Raw genomic sequence first — 19,745 nt, 5'->3', positions numbered from 1 at the left:
CGCGGTGCGCTCCTACCTGCTGAAGAGGATCCCCTCCGCGCTGCTCGTCCTGGCGCTCGCCTCGTTCGTCATCTTCGTGATCCTGCGGCTCATCCCGGGCGACCCCGCCACCACCCTGGCCGGGCCGGACGCCGGACCTGCGGCCATCGAGGCGATCCGGGACCGACTCGGCCTGGACCGGCCCCTGTTGGCCCAGTACGTCACCTGGATCGGCGAGCTCATGCGCGGGGACCTGGGTCCCTCCTACGCCATCGGCGGCGAGGTCTCCGAGCTCATCGGCCAGGGGGCGGGCCGGACCGTGGAGCTGACCGCCGGCGCGCTGGTCCTGGTGATCGCGCTCGGCCTGGCCTTCGGGCTGCTCGGGGCGACCGGGCGCAGCCGCGGGGTGCGCGGCGCGGCGCAGCTGGTGACCACCGCCGCGCTGGCCGTGCCGCCGTTCGTCACCGGGATCGTGCTGGTGCTGGTGTTCGCGGTGGGCCTGCGCCTGCTGCCCGCCGGCGGATACCAGTCGGTGCTCGACGCCCCCGACATCGGTCTCCAGTACCTGCTGCTGCCCGCGCTGTGCCTGGCCCTGCCGAGCGCCGCCGTCCTCGGCCGCTACCTCAAGGACGGGCTGGAGCGCGCCCTGGCCGAGGACTACGTACGCACCGCCACCGCGGTCGGCGTCACCCGGCGGCGCATCGTATGGCGGCACGCGCTGCCCAATGCCCTGCCGTCCGTGGTCACCGTACTCGGCATGCAGGTGGGGCAGTTGCTCGGCGGCGCGGTGCTCGTCGAAGCGATCTTCGCCTGGCCGGGGCTGGGGATGCTCGCCGAACAGGGCGTGGTCCGCCGGGACTACCCCGTGGTGCAGGCCCTGCTCCTCCTGCTGGTCGCGGTGTTCGTCGCCGTCCAGCTGCTCACCGACATCGTCTACGCCTGGCTCGACCCCCGGATCAGGTGGGAGTGACCCATGACCACCACACCGTTCTTGCCCGTCCGCGCCCGCAACCGCTACCTCGCCGGACTGCTCACCGCCCGCGGCATCACCGGGCTCGCCCTGGTGTCCGTCATCGCCCTGACCTCGCTGCTGGCGCCGCTGCTCACCTCCGCCGATCCCCTGGCCCAGAGCGGTGACGCACTGCTCGGGCCCTCGCCGGGGCATCCGTTCGGCACGGACGACCTCGGGCGCGATCTGTTCAGCCGGGTGCTGCACGGCATCCGCGCCGACCTGGTCATCGGCCTCACCGCGGTGCCCGTCGCGGCCGTGGCCGGATGCGCCCTCGCGCTGCTCTCCGTCTCCTCCCGGGCCGCGGACGTCGCCGTCCAGCGGGCCTTCGACCTGGTGCTGGCCTTCCCCGGGCTGATCCTCGCGCTGACCATCACCGCGATCTGGGGGCCGGGGCGGCTGCCCGTCGTGGTCGTCATCGCGCTGGCCGAGCTGCCCGCCTTCGGCCGGCTGATGCGCGGCGGGATCCTCGTGGAGCGCGAGCGCGAGTACGCCGTCGCCGCACGGGTCGGCGGCGCCGGGCGGCTGCGCGTCCTGGTCCGCCACGTCCTGCCCAACGCGATCGATCCCGTCGTGGTCCAGATCGCCACGGCCCTGTCGATCGCCGTGTTCATCGAGGGCGCCATGAGCTTCATCGGCGTCGGGATCCGGCCGCCGGAACCCTCGCTCGGCAGCATCCTCAGCCAGTCCACGGCCTACGTGAACACCCATCCCACCTTTGCGGTGGCGCCGCTGATCGCGGTGACCGCACTCGTCGTCGGCTTCACCCTCATCGCGGAAGCCCTGAACCGGGGGATCCGACAGTGACCCACGCCGCGACCCACACGACCACCGGCAGCAGCGCCGGCACCGACAGCACCCACGGGAGCACCGGCACGCACGCCGACGGGCCCGCCGGTTCCGTCCTGAGCGTGCGCGGCCTGCACGTCGGGTTCCCGCTCGGCGGCGGCCGGACCGCGCACGCCGTCCGGGGCGTCGATTTCGACCTCGCCGCAGGGGAGACCCTGGGCATCGTGGGCGAGTCCGGATCGGGCAAGTCCACGCTCGCCCTCGCCCTGACGCGCATGCTCCCGGGCGCCGGGCGCGTCACGGCCGGCTCGGTGCTGCTCGACGGCCGGGACCTCGCCACGGCCCCCGACGAGGCGCTGCGGCGCGTGCGCGGCGACCGGATCGGAATGATCTTCCAGGACCCCATGGCCTCCCTCAACCCGGTGCTCTCCGTCGGACGGCACCTGGACGAGGCGATGCGCGCGCACGGCCGCGGCGACCGGCGCTCGCGCCGCCTGCGTGCGGTGGAACTCCTGGAGCTCGTCGGCATTCCCGCCCCCGAGCGGCGGATCGACGACCACCCGCACCAGTTCTCCGGCGGCATGCGCCAACGCGTCATGATCGCCCTCGCGCTCGCCAACGAACCCGCCGTCCTGATCGCCGACGAACCGACCACGGCGCTCGACGCCACGGTCCAGGGCCAGATCCTGGAGCTGCTCGGACGGCTCAACCGGGAGACCGGCACCGCGCTCGTCCTCATCACGCACGACATCGGAGTCGTCGCCCGCGCGTGCCGCCGGGTGATGGTCTTGTACGGCGGCACGGTCGTCGAGGACGGACCCACCGAGCGGGTGCTCGCCCTCCCCCAACACCCCTACACGGCAGGGCTGCTGGCGGCGGTCCCGCGACTGGAGTCCCCGTCGGGCACCCGGCTGCGGGGCATTCCCGGCAGCCCTCCCGACCCGGCCGCCGCCACCGGCGGCTGCGCGTTCGCGCCGCGGTGCACGCTGCCCGAGGACCGCTGCCGTGAGCAGGCACCCGTGCTGACCGCAGCCGCGGCCGGTGTCCGCGCCGCCTGCTGGATCCCCGGCCCGGCCGACGTGCCCCTCGGGAATGCCGCCCCGGCCGACGCCGGGGACCGGCCAGCCGTATCCGCGCCCGTATCCGTGTCCCCGTCCGGCACACCGCTGCTGGAGGTCACCGGACTGCGCAAGACCTTCCCCGGCCGGGGGCGGGCCGGGCGGCGCGATCCCCTGGTCGCCCTGGACGGGGTGGACCTCGTGCTGCACCCCGGCGAGACGCTGGGGATCGTGGGCGAATCCGGCTCGGGCAAGTCCACGCTCGCCCGCACCCTCGTCCAGGTGTACGAGCCTACGTCCGGCGGCATCCGGTTCCGGGGGCGCGAGCTGTCCGCGGCCTCCCCCGAGACCGCCAAGGCGCTGCGCCGCGAGGTGCAGATGGTCTTCCAGGACCCCTTCTCCTCGCTCAACCCCCGTATGACGGTGGGCCAGATCATCTCCGAACCGCTGATCGCGCACGGTCTCGGCGACCGCGCGCAGCGGGCCGAGCGGGTGGCCTCGCTCCTGCGTCAGGTCGGGCTGGATCCGGAGGTGGCCGGACGCCACCCGCGCGCGTTCTCCGGCGGCCAGCGCCAACGCGTGGGCATCGCCCGCGCGCTGGCTCCCGAGCCCTCCGTCCTCATCTGCGACGAGCCCGTCTCCGCCCTCGACGTCTCCATCCAGGCCCAGGTCGTCAATCTCCTCACCGACCTGCAACGGGACCTCGGGCTCGCCCTGTTGTTCATCGCCCACGATCTCGCGGTGGTACGGCAGATCAGCCATCGCATCGCGGTGATGCACCGCGGACGGGTGGTCGAGACCGGCCCCGCCGACGAGGTCTGCACCCGCCCCGTCCATCCCTACACCCGAACCCTGCTCGCCGCCGTTCCCCCGTACTCCGCCCCTCCTTCCAAGGAGCTCCATCCGTGACCAACCCGAGCACCCCCACCACCCCACGCGCCTCCGCCACCCCCAACCGCCGTGACCCCTACGAGGGTTTCGCCGGTCGGGTCGGCCGCACGTTCGCCGAATCCGAGGCCTCCTGGCAGCCGCCCCGCAGGCCTGCGGGCCGGGCCCCGAACGTCGTCGTGGTCCTCGTCGACGACATGGGCTACAGCGACATCGGCCCCTTCGGTTCGGAGGTACCCACCCCCGTACTCGACGGACTGGCCGAGAGCGGCCTCCGTCTGGCCAACTACCACACCATGCCCCTGTGCTCCCCCGCCCGCGCCGCGCTGCTCACGGGCCTCAACCCGCACCGCGTCGGATACTCGATGGTCGCCAACTTCGACCCCGGGTTCCCCGGTTACGGCATGGAGGTCGGCGAGGACGTCCCGACCCTGGCCCAGGTCCTGCACGACGCGGGCTACGCCACGTACGCCGTCGGGAAGTGGCACCTGAGCCGCGACTCGGCGTCCAACGCCGCCGACGACCGGCGCAACTGGCCGCTGCAGAAGGGCTTCGACCAGTACTACGGCGTACTGGAGGGCCTGACCAGCCTCTTCCACCCGCACCAGCTGGTCCGCGACAACAGCCCGCTGGACATCGACGAGCTGCCCGACGACTACTACTACACCGACGACATCACCGACCAGGCCATCTCGATGGTGAAGTCGCTCCGTGCGCACGACCCCGACAAGCCGTTCTTCCTCTACCTGGCGCACAACGCCGTCCACGGACCGCTCCAGGCCAAACCGGCCGACATGGCGCGCAAGCGCGGTCTCTACGACGGCGGCTGGGACCGCCTGCGCGAAACCCGCTTCGCCCGGCAGATCGCCGAAGGGCTCTTCCCCGAGGACACCACCCTGCCGGAACGCAACTCCGAAGCGGGCTTCGACGTAGGCCCCTGGGACGAGCTGACGCCCGAGCAACAGCGCCGCTACGCCCGCTACATGGAGGTGTACGCGGCGATGGTCGACAACATCGACCAGAACCTGGGACGCCTCACCGACACCCTGCGCGCACTGGGCGAACTCGACAACACCATCATCGTCTTCACCTCCGACAACGGCGGAACCGGCGAGGGCGGCGCCGAGGGCACGCGCAGCTACTTCAGCCGCTTCGTCCACGAACCGGTCCCGGAGGACTGGAACGAGGACGTGGACCGCGACACCGAACTCATCGGCGGTCCGCAGAGCCTGGTGCACTATCCGCGCGGCTGGGGCATGGCCTCGAACACCCCCTTCCGGCTCTACAAGGGCCAGACCCACGCGGGCGGAGTACGCGTGCCGTTCGTCCTCTCCTGGCCCGAGGGCCTGCGCCGCGCCGAAGGCGACGACGGGGTCCGCCGGCAGTACCAGTACGTCACGGACATCACCCCCACCCTGCTGGACCTGGCGGGCGTACGGCGCCCGGAGTCCTGGCGCGCGCGGCCGGTCCAGGAACTCGACGGCGTCAGCTTCACCGCCGTCCTGCGCGACGGGCTGACGCCCAGCGCCCACACCGAGCAGTACTGCGAGATGTCCGGGAACCGCAGTTACTACCGGGACGGCTGGAAGCTGGTCACCCTCCACCGTCCCGGCGCACCGTACGACGACGGCGAATGGGCGCTGTACGACCTGCGCACCGACCCCACGGAAACCAACGACGTCGCCGAGGAGCACCCGGACGTGGTGAAGGAGCTGGCGGCGGCCTGGGAAGCCGCCGCCTGGCGCAACGGCGTGTTCCCCCTCGTCGACGGCAGCGGAGCGCTCGGCCGGCGCAACCCCGCCGAGGAGCGGTTCCACCGCCCCGTCACACTGCTGGCCGGCACACCCGAGCTGGAGCGCTACCGCTCCTCCCGGCTCATCTCCTTCCGCTCCTTCGACGTCACCGTCGCCCTCGACGACCACGCCGACGGCGACCAGGGCGTGCTGGTCTCCCACGGGGACCAGGGCGGCGGCTACAGCCTGTACGTGGAGGACGGACGGCTCCGCTTCGCCTACAACGAGTACGGAGAACTGCACGAGACCGACGCCGGCCCCCTGCCCGCGGGCCGCAGGACGATCACGCTCTCGGCGGACGCCGTGGAGGGCCTGCGCTGGACGTTCCGCATCCTGATCGACGGCGTGGAGACAGGCCGGTCGGACAGCGTGCACCAGCTCATCGGCATGGCTCCGCTGCAAGGCATCAGCGTGGGCGTCGACCGCAAGTCCCCCGTCTCCTGGCCGGTCTACGAGCGCCACCGCAGCTTCCGCTACACGGGCCGCCTGCGGTCGGTGACCTACGCCCCCGGCACAAAGGCGCCCTACGACCCGGCGCTCGTGGCCCGCGCACTGCGCGAGGCGGCCGCCGCCTTCGAGTAGCCGGAGCGGGTGGCGGTCGGCGGGCCCGGTGGCAGTACGGGGAACACCGGGCCCGCCGGCACCGTTGCACGGAGCGAGGGGCCGATGCCGTATCGACGGGCGGCACGCTCAGGCAACGACGTACTCACGCAGGAGGACTGCTTTTCATGACCGACCGGCCCTTGACGCTCATGGCAGTACACGCGCACCCCGACGACGAGGCCACCAGCACCGGAGGGGTCCTCGCGATGTATGCGGCGGAAGGAATCCGCACGGTCCTGGTGACCTGTACCGACGGCCGCTGCGGTGACGGACCCGGGGGCACGAAGCCGGGTGCTCCCGGGCACGATCCGGCGGCCGTCGCCTCGATGCGCCGGGAAGAGCTCGAAGTGAGCCGTGACGTGCTGAAGATCAGCGATCTGGAGACGCTGGACTACGGCGACTCCGGAATGATGGGCTGGCCGAGCAACGAGGCCCCCGGAGCCTTCTGGCAGACCCCCGTCGAGGAAGGCGCGGCCCGGCTCGCGGACCTCATGCGGCACTACCGGCCCGACGTGGTCGTCACCTACGACGAGAACGGCTTCTACGGCCACCCCGACCACATCCAGGCCCACCGCATCACGATGGCGGCGCTGGAGCTGACCGACCTGACGCCGAAGGTGTACTGGACGACGATGCCCCGCTCCGCGATGCAGCGCTTCGGTGAGATCATGCGCGAGTTCGGGGAGGACATGCCGGAGCCGGACCCCGCCGAGACCGCCGCGCTGGCCGAGATCGGCCTCCCGGACGACGAGATCAGCACCTGGGTGGACGCCACCCCGTTCAGCAGCCAGAAGTACGACTCGCTGGCCGCTCACGCCAGCCAGGGCGAGAGCATCTTCTTCCTCAAGATGGGCAAGGAGAAGTTCGGCGAGCTGATGGGCGTGGAGACCTTCGTACGCGTCAAGGACACCACCGGCGCCCCCGTACCCGAGACCGACCTCTTCGCCGGCCTGCGCTGACCGGCCCGCCCGTCCCACGGGGCCCGGGCGACCCCGTGGGACAGCACGAGCACCAAGGGCTACGCTGCTGGAGCTCGCTCACGTGAACGAAGGACGCTCATGGCCCGCCCCTACCGCCCCGGACCGAAACAGTTCGTATTCGCCGCCGCCGACGGCAGCGGCCAACAGGTCTCCGTGGGCGACGCCCAGGAAGTCTACGTGGCGTTCTCCGCGTTCTTCCGTGGTCGGGATTGCGACACCTACACCATCAGCGAGGAAGCGTCGGGACAGAGTGTGGTCCTCATGCCCGGGGAAGGCGTGATCTCCAGGATCAAGGCTGCGGACCAGCACCGGGCGGAACACCTCCGTGTCGACAGGGGCAATCGCTACCTGCCGAGCGCGATGCTGTTCTTCGAGAACGGATATGCCGGCCTCGACCGCTTCGGTCAGTGGTTCTCCGACCTCGCCGACCTCGACGCGGCACCGGAGACACGTGGCGCCGCCCGCGCCGCCAGGTTCACGACGGAAGCGGCGGCGCTCGAAGAACTCGCCCGGATCTGGGCGGATTCGGGCATCGTGGACCCGAGCGACCGGTACTACGTCTTCTTCGACTCGCACGGTGCCGACGAGGACCGAGCCGAACGAGCCGAACTGCTCAAGCTGATCGAGTTCCTCGGCATCGAACGGGTCGACGCCCCCGCCGAGGCCGCCGGAGGCGAAGTCTGGGTGCGCACCGACCCGCGCCTCGACGCCGCCTGTGCACAGGGGTGAACGACATCGTCTTCACGCGCCGGAGCGGCTGGATCCCGTACGTGATCCGCGAGGACGGCGGGCTGAAGCTCACGCTCGCCGCCGGAGCCGACGCCAACCACGATCCGCGCACCTTCACGTTCCCGATCGGCGAAGCCCATCTCGCGGTGATCCGGGCGGACCTGGCCAGACACCTCTTGCTGTGGAGTGCGGTCCTGCCGCTGTGCGAGGCCGCCGGAACCCGGGGCCGGCTCGACGAGGGCGCCGCCGTCGCGCTCCTGGACCCGATCCTCCTCGCCGCGCCCGCGGACGTCGACGCCCTCTTCCGGCGCACCCCCTGGGACAGGAGCCGGCTCGTCGCCCACGGGGCCGACACCGGTCTGCTGGAGCGCGGCCAGGTGTGCGCGGCGATGCGCACGGCGACCGAGACCCCGAACGGGAAACGGGCTCAGGAGTACCACGCGAACCGCCGTCGCGCCGATCGCGGAACGGTGCTCGGTCCGCTCGACGCCGCGCTGCTGAAGTACACGGGCCAGTACCTGCACGGCGCGACGGTTCCGGGGCGGATGCCCGGTGCCGTCGACCCGGCCTTGCTGCCCGAGGTCGAGCGGGTGATCGCCACCGCGGAGCAGGCCTGCGCCGGCATGCGGATCGGCCGCGATCCGCGGCGGGGACAGCGCGCCACGGACCGGCGCGACTGGGACCGGATGCAGACCGCGGTCGAAGCGGCCGTGCGCCGCGCACACCCCGGGCTCGTCGACGACGCGGTGCGTACCGTGGGCGTCCTGATGTGCTCGGAGGCCGCGGACCGGTCCAGGAACACACCCCTGGAGGGTGACGAGGAGGCGGCCGGCGACCGTACCGGCCCGGGCGGGAGCGCGCGGAAGACGGCCCTGACGTTCACCGACGACAAGGGCGCCGAGAAGAAGTGGCGGGACGGCGGTCCGCGCACGGCCGCCGCGGAGTTCTGGGAGTTCGTCGGCGAGCGCTCTGCCGCGGACAACGAGGTCTTCACCATCGAGGACGAGGAGAGGGGCGAAGGTGTCCAGCTCCACTTCTACGCGGACTCCCTCGCCCGGATCATGACGCTGCGCAAGGGTGAGGGCGGATCGGATCCGGAGTACCGGGTCGAGTACGGCCTGGTCGACGGAATCGGCGGGTACCGGACCCTGGTGAGCGCCTTCGTCCGCGGCGGCTACGCCGCACTCGAACAGCACGGTCCCTGGATCTCGGACGTCGCGGAGTTCGAGCGCGCGCGTCGGCGGCGCGACGCCCGGTAGTCCCGGCGGGAACCGTGCTCGCCAGAACCGTGCACGCTAGGCGTCGGCGAGGACGGGGTCGTACGGCGTGCCCGTGCGACGGCCGGACATGAAGGAGAGGAAGTCGCCCACGAAGGCGCTCTTGCCGTACGCGCCGCCGTCGGTGGTGAGGTCGCGGTGGAAGGCGGTGCGGAAGAGGGTCCGGTACTCCTCGGCGTCGATGCTCCCGTTGCCGTCCTTGTCGGTGGCGTCGAAGAGGACCTCGGCCACGCGGATGAGCGCGGGGCCGGCGAGGGAGGGGACGGCGGCGGCGTACTCCTCGGCGCTGACGCGGCCGTCGCCGTCCGTGTCGAGGGCGGCCTGGAGTTCGCGCCACCAGGCGGCGAACGCGTCGTAGAGCCGGGTCTCCTCGGGTTCGTCCAGGTCGAGGCGGGTGGAGAGTTCGCGTGCCATGGCAGCGAGGTCGGGCCAGTCGAGGTGGCCGTCGCCCGTCTGGTCCAGCACCCGGCGGAAGAACTCCTCCGCCGGGCGTCGGTTCTCCTCCGTTCCGCGCGACGGTGCCGGTTCGAAGTCGGTGTCGCCGCTGAGCGGAGTGAGGAGGCGGAGCAGGGCCGATGCCCGCTTCATGCGGGCGCGCAGGGCGGCCACGGTGCGGGCGCGGGGGTCGTCGCTGTCGGGCGAGAGCGAGAGGGCTTCGACGATGCTCTCGGCGTTGATCCAGCCCTCGGGCAGGAACCGGGTGAGCCCGGTGGCGAGGTAGGCGCCCTGCATGAGGGTCGCGGCGCCCGGCATCTCGGGCAGGCCGGCCCGGCGCCGGTAGGACTCGGGGAGCGAGGCGACGGTGATCGCGCCCAGGAGCGGACCGACCACGGCGCGGCCGGCCGCCCAGAGCGTCGGCGCCCCGTCGAGCAGCGCGGGAGCGGGAAGGTGGTCGAAGAGCCGGTAGAGGATGACGCGGACCGCCTCGGTGTTCTCCAGCTCGTTCTCGACGACGCGGTCGAAGTACCGCCAGAACTCGTGCAGTTCCTCGGGGAGTTCGGCGGCGTCGCCGTCGAGCGCGGCGAGGTACGCACGGTACTCGGCGTACATCCGCTCCATCGTGTCCTGGCCGAGCGGCTGGCCGCTCAGCCGGCACATGGTGACGGCGCTCTCGAAGAGGGTGGCGACCACCCAGGCGCGGGTCGCGCGGTCCATGGCGTCGTAGGCACGGCCACGGGAGTCGGATCCGCTCATGCGCGCGTGCAGCCGGTTGAGCCGGGCGGCCTCCCGTTCGCGTTCCGCCGGGTCGGCGGCGAACATGCGCCGCATGCTGAGGAAGGTGTTGCGCAGTCGGCGCCAAGGGTGGGTGACGAAGGTGGAGTTGTCGGCGAGGGCGGCACCGACCTGCGGGTGAGCGGCCTCCAGGACGGTGGCGCGGATGATCGCCAAGGCCCAGCGCGGGTCGTCGAAGAAGCCGCTGAATTGCGAATCCGGCCCGAACAGGCTTGCCTCGTCGGCCGTTTCCGTGGATCCCGTGGTTTCGGTGGTCATGAGGGGTCTCCGTTCGTCCGGGCGGGCACGCCGCCGAAGCGGCGGTCGCGGCGCCGGTAGGTGTGCAGGCAGGCCAGGAAGTCGGGGGCCCGGAAGTCCGGCCACAGCACCTCGGGGAAGACCCACTCGGCGTAGGCGACCTGCCAGAGCATGAAGTTGGAGATGCGCTGCTCGCCGGAAGTACGGACGACCAGATCCACATCGGGGGTGTCGGGGAAGGGCAGGTGGTCCGCGAAGAGCCCCTCGGTCACCTCGTCGGCGGGGGTCCCGCTGAGGATCAGCGATCTCGCGGCCTCGACGATGTCCCGGCGCCCCCCGTGGTCGAAGGCGACGGTCAGCGTCATCCCCCGGTTCCCGGCGGTCAGTACCGCCACGTCCTCGAAGTCCTGGGCCAGTGCGCGGGGGATCCTCGGGTCGCTGACCCCGAGGAAACGGCAGCGGATGCCGCGCGCGAGCAGCAGCGGCGCATGCTTGCGCACGACCCGCCGCACCAGACGCATCAGGAACTCGACCTCGGCGCCGGGGCGGTTCCAGTTCTCGGTGGAGAACGCGTACAGGCTGAGCCACTCCACGCCGGCGGCCCGGGCCGCCTCGATGACGTCGATGACCGCGGCCTCCGCCGCCCGGTGACCCGCCGTACGGGGCAGCGAACGCCGTTGCGCCCAGCGCCCGTTGCCGTCCATCACGCAGGCCACATGCCGCGGTCCCGCACGCGGCGCCCGTTCCTCCGGCCGCCGCCCACCGGGTCCGCTACCGGACGGTGGCCCGCCGGGCGGATCCTCGGTCACCACACGTGCGCGCGGGACTCCCCGGTCCGTCACGCCCGGCCCTGCCCCGTCCGGCGCGGCACGACCAGCCGTACCATGCTCTTTCACGCCAACCCGCCTCGCCCGAGCCCCACCAGCGCACTCCCTCCCCGGAGTCTGGCAGGGCGCAAGGGCCATGATCGGCCGAACGAGTGGCCATCACCTTTGACGCGTACGTTCGGTTCCGTCCGGGGTTTCCCGTCAGCAGCGACGGGTCTGGTACGGCACGGGGACGGGTACCGGTTCGGGCCGTGTCGGGCACCGGGTCAAGGTGACGAGGAAGGTCAGCCCGATTCCGCCTGCCACAACGAAGAGAGCGGTGCGGATCCCGCCGGCGGTAGCGGTTCGAAGCTGTTCACCGGAGAGGCCGTCGAGGCCGGCGGTCGCCACCAGGACGAGGACGGCGAGGCCGACCGCTGCGCCCGTGCCCGAGCCGGTGGAGGCAATGCCGGAGGCGATGCCTTGTTGTCGGTCGGAGATCCCGGTGGCGGCGGCGATGAACATGGTGGTGAAGACCACCCCGTCGCCGATGCCGAGCGCCACGAGGCCGGGGACGAGTTCGATGTAGCTGCCGTCGGGCGAGATCGTGAGGCCGAGAGCGGCCGCGCCGAGCGCACCGACGGCGAGGGCCACGGCCAAGGTGCGCCTGAGACCGAACCGCGTCACGAGCCGGCCCGCGGTGGTCGAACCGGCCACCACCACCGCCGTGGGGATGAGGAAGCCGGCACCGGTCTGCAAAGGGTCGTAGCCCAGAACCTCCTGGAAGTAGACGGACAGGAAGTAGAGGACGGAGCCAAAGGTCGCCATGAACATGAAGGCGATGACGACGCCGGTGATCAGGTTGGGGTTGGAGAGCAGCGCCGGCGGCATGAGCGGGTCGGAACTGCGCCGCTCGATGACGGCGAAGGCTCCGATCAGTAGGAGGCCCGCTGCTGCGCTCATCAGGATGCCCGGCGAGGACCAGCCCGATCCGGGGCCCTGAACGAGGGCGAACACGATGAGCGTGACACCGAGAGAGATGCTGAGCGCACCGGGCAGATCGAACGTGCGGCCCTTCTCGCGTGCACCGTCCCGGGGGATCACGACGAAGGCGAGCAGCAGCGCCGGGCCGGCCAGAACGACGTTGACGAAGAAGACCGCTTCCCAGCCGAACACCTGCGTCAGGAGGCCGCCGAGCAGCACTCCGATGACGAGTCCTGCCGCGCCCGACCCTCCCCAGATCCCCAATGCGCGGTTACGGGCACGCCCTTCGGCGAAGGTGGTGTTGATGAGTGCCAGGGTGGTGGGAAAGACGAGGGCTCCGCCGAGACCCTGGAATGCGCGGGAGGCGAGGAGTGCTCCGGGGCCCGTCGCGAGTCCTCCCGCGAACGCCGCTGCGGCATAGAGCGCGAGCCCGGCGGCCAGGACACGGCGTCGTCCGAGCAGGTCTGCGGCACGCCCGCCGAACAGGAGGAAGCCGGCCGAGGCCACCGCGTACGCGCTGATGACCGACTGGAGCGTTCGCGCGGAGTAGCCGAGGTCGCGTGCGATGTCGGGAAGCGCCACGACCACGATGTACTGGTCGAGCGAAACGATCAGCATCGCGAAGGACAAGAGCGCCAGCACCGCCGCCTCACGGTTCCGGCCAAGGCCGGCCGGGACAGACGGAGTCTCTAGGGGTCCCACGCCAGCACTCCTGGTGATCGGTCAAGTCTCCGCTTGCGGACTGCCGGGAAAGCCGGTCGGACCCGGGGCGGACAGACGTGCCCTGCCGAGAAGGACGGCTACCAAGACCCTATCCGGCGCGCCCTCGCCCATCCCGTCAACGACCCACGCTGAGCACGGAGCGCGATCCGGTACGGGAACCGGAAGGGCTTCGCCCGCCCACCCCGGGGGTAGGGGACGCGAACACCGGTGCGACGGGTCCGCGGTGCGGAGGACGGGGTGACGGGGTGCGGGAACGGACAGGGGTGCGGGAACGGACAGGGGCGCGGGCTCCGACGGGGCCGCGGGGGGCGGGATGACGGCTCCAGGCCCGGGCCCGGGCCCAACCACTGGCATGGTGACCCGGGTGCGCGCGGCCCTGGCCGCGGTCGGGGGCACGCTGGGGATCCTGATCGGGATCTACGCGGACGAGGCCCGCGCCGTGCTCGCCTGGGCCGGGGCGCACGCCATCGCGCCGACAGGTGTCGCGCTCCTCGCCGCGGGCGCCGGTTTCGGCCTCGGATGGTGGGGCGGCGGCAGGTCGGGTTCGGGCGGCCGGGGCGCGGGGCCGGGGGTGGTCGAGGGTTCCTTCGAGATCAGTGCCGACGACTTCGACGTGGACCTGCCGGCGGACCATATGGTCTTTGGCCGCCGGCTGCGCTACCTGGAGCGGGCCACGGCTTCGCGTGACCTGGTGGTCCTGCTGCACGGTCTGGGCACGGACGCCTCGGAGTTCCGCCCGTACATGGCCTCGGCCCAGCCGCACACCGTCGCGTTGACGGCCTTCGGTCACCATCCGGAGGAGGCGCGGGACGCGCGCTACCGGCCGATCGGCCTGGCCACGCACACCGAGCTGATCGCGGGCGCCATCAGGGCGCTCGCCCGGCGGCACCCGGGCAAGCGGCTCGTGCTCGTGGGGTTCTCGTACGGGGCCGACACGGTGCTGCGCCTGGCCGAGCAGTGGGCGGAGCGTCCGGAGCAGCGGCCCGCGCTCGCCGGGGTGTTGCTGTTGGATCCGAACATGAACCGGTCCACTCTCCCCGTGACCCGGGCCCTGGCCGGGTTGGACCTGTCCGATCCGGCGGCCGCGTTGCGCGGGATCGTGGCGGGGACCCGGGACCTGGACACCTTCGCGAACTTCTGCGATTACCTGCACCGGATCGCCGGGAAGGACCTGGCGCAGGTGTGCCGGCACGCGGGCGAGGTGTGGGAGGACGCGGAGGAGGTGGGGTCCTACGAGCGGTTCGTGCGCCGGTGCGAGCGGCTGCGGTCGGTGTGCGAGGGGCCGGTGCGGATCCATTTCTCCACGCGCTTCGAGACGCACTTCAACGATCTGGTCGCGCATGCGCGGCGGCGTGGCGTGCGGGGGGTGTTCGACCTGCGGCGGACCGATCACTTCGCGTTGTGCGCGGAGCCCTCGCTGCGGCCACAGGTGGAGGCGCTGGTGGCGGGATCTCCGGCCCCCGCCCCCGAGGGGTGAGCGCGGGGTGGGGCGGCAGAACCCTACGAAGTAGCGCCCACGCCGTGTACGTGGCGGCGGCACCTACCCCCGGTACCCCTCCAGCAGCCGCAGCCACACCTCGCTGATCGTCGGGAACGCCGGGACCGCGTGCCACAGACGGTCGATGGGCACCTCGCCCGCGACCGCGATGGTCGCCGCGTGCAGGAGCTCGGCCGCACCCGGTCCGACGAAGGTGACACCGAGGAGGACCTCGCGGTTCAGGTCCACCACCATGCGGGCCCGGCCCCGGTAGCCGTCGGCGTACAGGCCCGCTCCGGAGACCTTGCCGAGGTCGTAGTCCACGGCCCGGACCCGGTGGCCGGCGCGCTCCGCCTCCGCGAGGGTCAGGCCCACCGAGGCGGCCTCGGGGTCGGTGAAGACGGCTTGCGGGAGGGCCCGTGTATCGGCGGTCGCCGCGTGGGCGCCCCAGGGGCCGGTGTCGAGGGGGGCGCTGCCCGCGGCCCGGGCGGCGATGACGGAGCCCGCGATCCGGGCCTGGTACTTCCCCTGGTGGGTGAGCAGCGCCCGGTGGTTGACGTCGCCGACCGCGTACAGCCAGTCGACGCCCGGAACCCGGCAGCTGTCGTCCACCGCGATCCACCCGCCCGGCGCGAGCCCGACGGTGTCCAGTCCGATGTCCTCGGTGCGCGGGGTGCGCCCCGTCGCCACGAGCAGTTCGTCGCCCTCCAGCGTCTCGCCGCCTTCGAGCACCACGCTGACGGGCCCGGTCGAGCCGTCCCGTACGACGGACTCGACGGCCACCCCCGTACGGACCACCGCGCCCGCCTCGCGCAGTGCCCCGGCGACCAGTTCCCCGGCGAAGGGCTCCATGCGCGGCAGCAGCCCGGAGCCCCGTACGAGCAGGGTCACCCGGGAGCCGAGGGCCTGCCAGGCCGTGGCCATCTCCACGGCCACCACCGACCCGCCGACGATCAGCAGCCGGCCCGGCGCCGCCTGCGCCGAGGTGGCCTCGCGGCTGGTCCAGGGCCGGGCGTCCGCGATGCCCGGCAGCTCCGGGATCACGGCCCGGGTGCCGGTCGCGACGACGACCGCGTGCCGGGCGGAGAGCACGTGGTGCTCCCCCTCCGGGCTGGTGACGGCGACCTTGCGGACCCCGTACAGCCGCCCGTGGCCCCGGTACACGTGGGCGCCGACCGACTCCAGCCAGTCGATCTGGCCGTCGTCCTTCCAGTTCCCCGTCCAGTAGTCCCGGTGCGCGAACACCGCTTCGGCGTCCAGCGGACCGGCCGCGGACCCCGCGAGACCGGGCACCCGGCGCGCGTCCGCCCGGGCCAGCGCCGGGCGCAGCAGGGCCTTGCTGGGGATGCAGGCCCAGTACGAGCACTCGCCGCCCACCAGCTCGCTCTCGACCAGCGCCGTGCTCAGCCCGGCGGCGCGGGTCCGGTCCACGACGTTCTCGCCGGCCGGGCCCCCACCGAGGACGATGACGTCGTACTCCACCGCTTCAGTCATGCGGTCCAGTCTCACCGCCCGGCGGGGGCTCGTCACGCAATCAGGCGTCCGGCGTGCCGGGCTCCTCGGCCGTGGCGCCCGCGGCGCCGCCCTGCTCGGCGGCGATCTTCGTGCGCACCTCGTCCATGTCGAGGCCACGGGCCTGGGTGATGAGGTCCGTCAGCGCCGCCTCGGGCAGTGCGCCGGGCTGCGAGAAGATCGCGACCTGATCCCGGACGATCATGAGGGTCGGGATCGAGCTGATCTGGAACGCGGCGGCGAGCTCCTGCTGCGCCTCCGTGTCCACCTTGGCGAAGAGCAGGTCGGGATTGGCCTCGGCGGCCTTCTCGTACACCGGGGCGAACTGCAGGCAGGGACGGCACCAGCCCGCCCAGAAGTCGATCAGGACGAACGAGTTCTCGCTCACCGTCCGGTCGAAGTTCTCCTTGGTGAGTTCGACAGTAGCCACGGTTTTCCAGACCTCCAGAGTGGTGTGCTGCTTGCTTTCCCCTGAACGAACGACCGGCTCCAAGCATTCCTGACCGCCCGGAATGCCCGCAATGCACGCGATGCGGGCCATGGGGCACACCGGGGGCGTGGTTCCCGAAGGGGTCGCCTAGAAGGGATGACCGCCCGGGGTGGCGCGGAGCGTGGTCCAGCGCAGCTCGGTGAAGGCGTCGAGGTTCGCCTCGCCGCCGAAGCGGGCGCCGGTGCCGGACGCGCCGACGCCGCCGAAGGGGGCCACGGCCTCGTCGTTCACCGTCTGGTCGTTGACGTGCGCGATCCCGACCGGGATCCGCCCCGCCAGGTCCAGCCCGCGCGCCGCGTCGCCGGTCACGATCCCGAGGGAGAGCCCGTAGGGACCGGCGGAGGCCAGCTCCACGGCCTCGTCCTCCGTCGCGAAGGACCGTACGGGCGCCACCGGCCCGAAGACCTCCTCCGCGTAGGCGGGGCTGTCGTCGTCGGCGCCCGCCAGCACCGTCGGCCGGTAGAAGAGGTCCTGGTGGGCGCCGCCCGTGACGAGTTTGGCGCCCTGTGCGGTGCTGGCTTCCACCAGGCCGTGGACCCGGTCCAGCTGGGACCGGTCGATGAGCGGCCCCAGGTGCACCCGCTCGCGGTACGGGTCCCCGACCGCGAGCTCCTCAGCGCGCGCGGCGAGCCGCTCCACGTACTCGTCGTAGAGGGAGGCGTGCACGAGGTGCCGGCCCGCCGTCATGCAGATCTGCCCCTGGTGGAAGAAGGAGCCCCAGGAGGCCTGCGCGACGGCCGCCGCCACGTCGGCGTCACGGAGCACGACCAGCGCCGAGTTCCCGCCCAACTCCAGGTGTGCGCGCTTGAGATGACGGCCCGCCAGTTCCCCGACGGCCCGGCCGCTCGCGGTGGATCCGGTGAACGACACGACCCTGACCAGGGGATCGGCGACCACCGCCGCGCCCGTCTGCGCACCGCCGGGCAGGACGTGCAGCAGTCCGCCCGGCAGGCCGGCCGCGGCGAAGACGGCGGAGAGTGCGAGCCCGCCGCTGACCGCGGTACGGCGGTCCGGCTTGAGGAGCACCGCGTTGCCGAGGGCGAGCGCGGGCGCGACCGAGCGGATCGAGAGGATCAGCGGCGCGTTGAAGGGCGCCACCACCCCCACCACACCGACCGGTTCGCGGCGGGTGAAGGACAGCCGCGGCGCCTCGCTCGGCAGCACCTGCCCGGCCGGACGCGAGGCCAGGGCCGCGGCCTCGTAGCACTCCTGCGCGGCGACGTGCAGCTCGAAGTCGGCCTTGCCGGGGATGGATCCCGACTCCCGGACCAGCCAGTCCCGCAGCTCGTCGGCGTGGGCGGTGAACAGGTCCCCGGCCCGGCGCAGCACAGCCGCCCGCTCCAGGTGGGTGGCCCGCGCCCAGTTCCGCTGGGCCGCGTGGGCCCGTACGGCCACTTCCGCCACATCGGCCGGGGCGGCCAGGTCGATGGTCGCGAGGGTCTGGCCGGTGGCGGGTTCGAGGACCGGGGCAGTGCCTCCGGTGAGGGTGGGTCCGTCCTGCCAGAGCGTCGGATCGAGGAGCGGCATGGCGCGGGGCCTCCGGATGCGGGGAGCGTGGCGAGGGGGTGGCGGCAGCACGCGCCATCGTGCCACCCCACCGCACCGGAGGCATCAATTCTCTTTGCTTACCAAGCAGTTGCCGCCCGACTATGACCGGAAACGATCGACCGGCCGGGGTCGGTGTCAGCGCTCCAGAACGAGCGCGATCCCCTGCCCCACACCGATACAGAGGGCCGCGATCCCGGTGCCGGACCCGGCCGCCGCGAGCTGGTGCGCCACCGAACCGGCCAGCCGGGCGCCCGAGGCACCGAGCGGGTGCCCGATCGCGATGGCCCCGCCGCGCGGGTTGACCACGGCCGGATCCAGCTCGGGCCAGGCGGCAAGACAGCCCAACGCCTGCGCCGCGAAAGCCTCGTTGAGTTCGAAGGCGGCGAGATCGGCGAAACCGCGGCCCGCCTTGGCGAGCGCACGCTCGACGGCGTCCACGGGCCCCAGACCAAAGAGCTGGGGCTCGATCCCGGTGACGGCCGACGCGCTGATCCGGGCCAGCGGCTCCCGCCCGGTGGCGGCGAGGCCCTCCTCGTCCGTCAACAGCAGTGCGGCGGCTCCGTCGTTGAGCGGCGAGGCGTTGCCCGCCGTGACCGTGCCGGTGCCGTCGCTCCGGAAGGCGGGCTTCAGACGGGCGAGCGCCTCGGGGCCCGATCCCTCCCGGATGCATTCGTCGCGCAGCAGGTCCACGCCCGCGTACGGGACCACCTCCGCGTCGTACTGCCCCGCCGCCCAGGCGGCGGCCGCCTTGCGGTGGCTCTCCAGCGCGAAGGCGTCCTGCGCCTCGCGGGTGATGCCGTGCTTGTCGGCGACGAGCTCCGCGCCCTCGCCGAGGGAACCGCTCCACTCCGCGGGCATCCGGGGATTGGTCATCCGCCAGCCGAGCGTGGTGGACCACATCTGCTGGTGCCCGGCCGGGAAGGCGCGCTCCGGCTTCTGCACCACCCAGGGGGCCCGGCTCATGGACTCCACTCCTCCGGCGATGGCCACGGAGGCGTCGCCGAGCGCGATGGCGCGGGCCGCCTGGACCACGGCTTCGAGCCCGGAGCCGCAGAGCCGGTTGACGGTGACCCCGGGCACGGTCACGGGGAGTCCGGCGAGCAGCACCGCCATGCGGGCCACGTCGCGGTTGTCCTCGCCCGCGCCGTTGGCGTCCCCGAAGACGACGTCGTCGATGCGGGCCGGGTCCAGTGCGGGCGTACGGTCCACGAGCGCGCGCACCACGTGGGCGGCCAGGTCGTCGGGGCGGACCCCGGCGAGGGCGCCGCCGAACTTCCCGATCGGGGTGCGGACGGCGTCGACGACGTAGACGTCGCGGACGGTACGGATGCTCATGGAGTCCCTCCGGAGCGAACGGGAGGCGGCGCGGCACACCGACACCGCTGTCCGGCCCGGCGCACGCTCCGCCCGCGCCCGGGTGGGGCGCGCCCGAAGTCTCCGTCGCCCCGATCCCCCTGTCAACGCCCCCCGGCCGCCGACGGGGCCCGGACCTGCACCGGCCGGATGGCTGCGCCAGGTGTCCGCACCGGATGTCTGCTCCGGATGTCCGCACCGGATCTTCGCGTCGGCGGGCCGGATGGCCCGTAGGGCGATTTCAGCCCCGCCGGCGTTTGAGGCGCGGGGTCCGGGG

15 protein-coding genes are annotated in these 19,745 nt (G+C 72.6%); 8 read left to right on the top strand and 7 right to left on the bottom strand.

The window, feature by feature from the left end; genetic code table 11:
* Positions 1–4: 4 nt before the first annotated feature.
* The 7 genes from ACFWNV_RS21295 to ACFWNV_RS21265 all read left to right on the top strand — a co-directional run bounded on the left by ACFWNV_RS21295 (position 5) and on the right by ACFWNV_RS21265 (position 9,087).
* Positions 5–949 carry an ABC transporter permease gene (locus tag ACFWNV_RS21295; RefSeq protein ID WP_383949209.1) on the top strand — a complete coding sequence of 315 codons (945 nt, stop codon included), beginning with the start codon at positions 5–7 and terminating at the stop codon, positions 947–949.
* Between the two features lie 3 nt (positions 950–952).
* Positions 953–1,795, top strand: coding sequence for an ABC transporter permease (locus ACFWNV_RS21290; protein WP_383949206.1), 843 nt, complete (start codon positions 953–955; stop codon positions 1,793–1,795).
* Positions 1,796–1,899: 104 nt separating this feature from the next.
* Entirely contained in the window at positions 1,900–3,744 is a 1,845-nt protein-coding gene (locus ACFWNV_RS21285) for a dipeptide ABC transporter ATP-binding protein (protein WP_383949286.1), read from the top strand.
* A complete protein-coding gene (locus ACFWNV_RS21280; RefSeq protein ID WP_383949203.1) occupies positions 3,741–6,098 on the top strand; it encodes an arylsulfatase in 2,358 nt (785 codons plus the stop codon). Before ACFWNV_RS21285 ends, ACFWNV_RS21280 begins: the two co-directional genes overlap by 4 nt.
* Before the next feature lie 146 nt (positions 6,099–6,244).
* On the top strand, positions 6,245–7,078 hold the full coding sequence (locus tag ACFWNV_RS21275) for a PIG-L family deacetylase (protein WP_383949201.1): 834 nt from the start codon (positions 6,245–6,247) through the stop codon (positions 7,076–7,078).
* Between the two features lie 99 nt (positions 7,079–7,177).
* Positions 7,178–7,828, top strand: coding sequence for a hypothetical protein (locus tag ACFWNV_RS21270; protein WP_383949198.1), 651 nt, complete (start codon positions 7,178–7,180; stop codon positions 7,826–7,828).
* On the top strand, positions 7,825–9,087 hold the full coding sequence (locus ACFWNV_RS21265; protein WP_383949195.1) for a DUF6357 family protein: 1,263 nt from the start codon (positions 7,825–7,827) through the stop codon (positions 9,085–9,087). Before ACFWNV_RS21270 ends, ACFWNV_RS21265 begins: the two co-directional genes overlap by 4 nt.
* A gap of 36 nt (positions 9,088–9,123) precedes the next feature.
* On the opposite strand, the gene ACFWNV_RS21260 is transcribed toward ACFWNV_RS21265, so the two are convergent.
* From ACFWNV_RS21260 to ACFWNV_RS21250, 3 genes are all read right to left on the bottom strand, one after another.
* Positions 9,124–10,596, bottom strand: a complete 1,473-nt coding sequence (locus tag ACFWNV_RS21260; RefSeq protein ID WP_383949193.1) for an oxygenase MpaB family protein — start codon at positions 10,594–10,596, stop codon at positions 9,124–9,126.
* A complete protein-coding gene (gene uppS / locus ACFWNV_RS21255; protein WP_383949190.1) occupies positions 10,593–11,279 on the bottom strand; it encodes a polyprenyl diphosphate synthase in 687 nt (228 codons plus the stop codon). Before uppS ends, ACFWNV_RS21260 begins: the two co-directional genes overlap by 4 nt.
* Before the next feature lie 324 nt (positions 11,280–11,603).
* Entirely contained in the window at positions 11,604–13,007 is a 1,404-nt protein-coding gene (locus ACFWNV_RS21250) for an MFS transporter (protein ID WP_383949187.1), read from the bottom strand.
* Between the two features lie 445 nt (positions 13,008–13,452).
* Between ACFWNV_RS21250 and ACFWNV_RS21245 the strand changes: the two genes are divergently transcribed.
* Positions 13,453–14,565: an alpha/beta fold hydrolase gene (locus tag ACFWNV_RS21245; protein WP_383949184.1), complete on the top strand. Its 1,113-nt coding sequence runs from the start codon at positions 13,453–13,455 to the stop codon at positions 14,563–14,565.
* Positions 14,566–14,628: 63 nt separating this feature from the next.
* On the opposite strand, the gene ACFWNV_RS21240 is transcribed toward ACFWNV_RS21245, so the two are convergent.
* The 4 genes from ACFWNV_RS21240 to ACFWNV_RS21225 form a co-directional block, all read right to left on the bottom strand.
* Positions 14,629–16,059, bottom strand: coding sequence for a dihydrolipoyl dehydrogenase family protein (locus ACFWNV_RS21240; protein ID WP_383949181.1), 1,431 nt, complete (start codon positions 16,057–16,059; stop codon positions 14,629–14,631).
* A 40-nt stretch (positions 16,060–16,099) separates the two neighbouring features.
* Positions 16,100–16,618 (bottom strand): thioredoxin family protein, encoded by a 519-nt coding sequence (locus ACFWNV_RS21235; protein WP_383949178.1) that lies wholly within the window; start codon positions 16,616–16,618, stop codon positions 16,100–16,102.
* Between the two features lie 36 nt (positions 16,619–16,654).
* Positions 16,655–18,094, bottom strand: coding sequence for an aldehyde dehydrogenase family protein (locus tag ACFWNV_RS21230; protein WP_383949175.1), 1,440 nt, complete (start codon positions 18,092–18,094; stop codon positions 16,655–16,657).
* 156 nt (positions 18,095–18,250) lie between these two features.
* A complete protein-coding gene (locus ACFWNV_RS21225) occupies positions 18,251–19,450 on the bottom strand; it encodes a thiolase family protein (RefSeq protein ID WP_383949173.1) in 1,200 nt (399 codons plus the stop codon).
* Between the last annotated feature and the right edge of the window lie 295 nt (positions 19,451–19,745).

It is taken from the genome of Streptomyces sp. NPDC058401 (genome assembly GCF_042722885.1).
Classification (GTDB): Bacteria; Actinomycetota; Actinomycetes; order Streptomycetales; family Streptomycetaceae; genus Streptomyces.
Note: the sequence above shows the minus strand (reverse complement) of the source record. Positions and strands in the feature narration are given on the sequence as shown.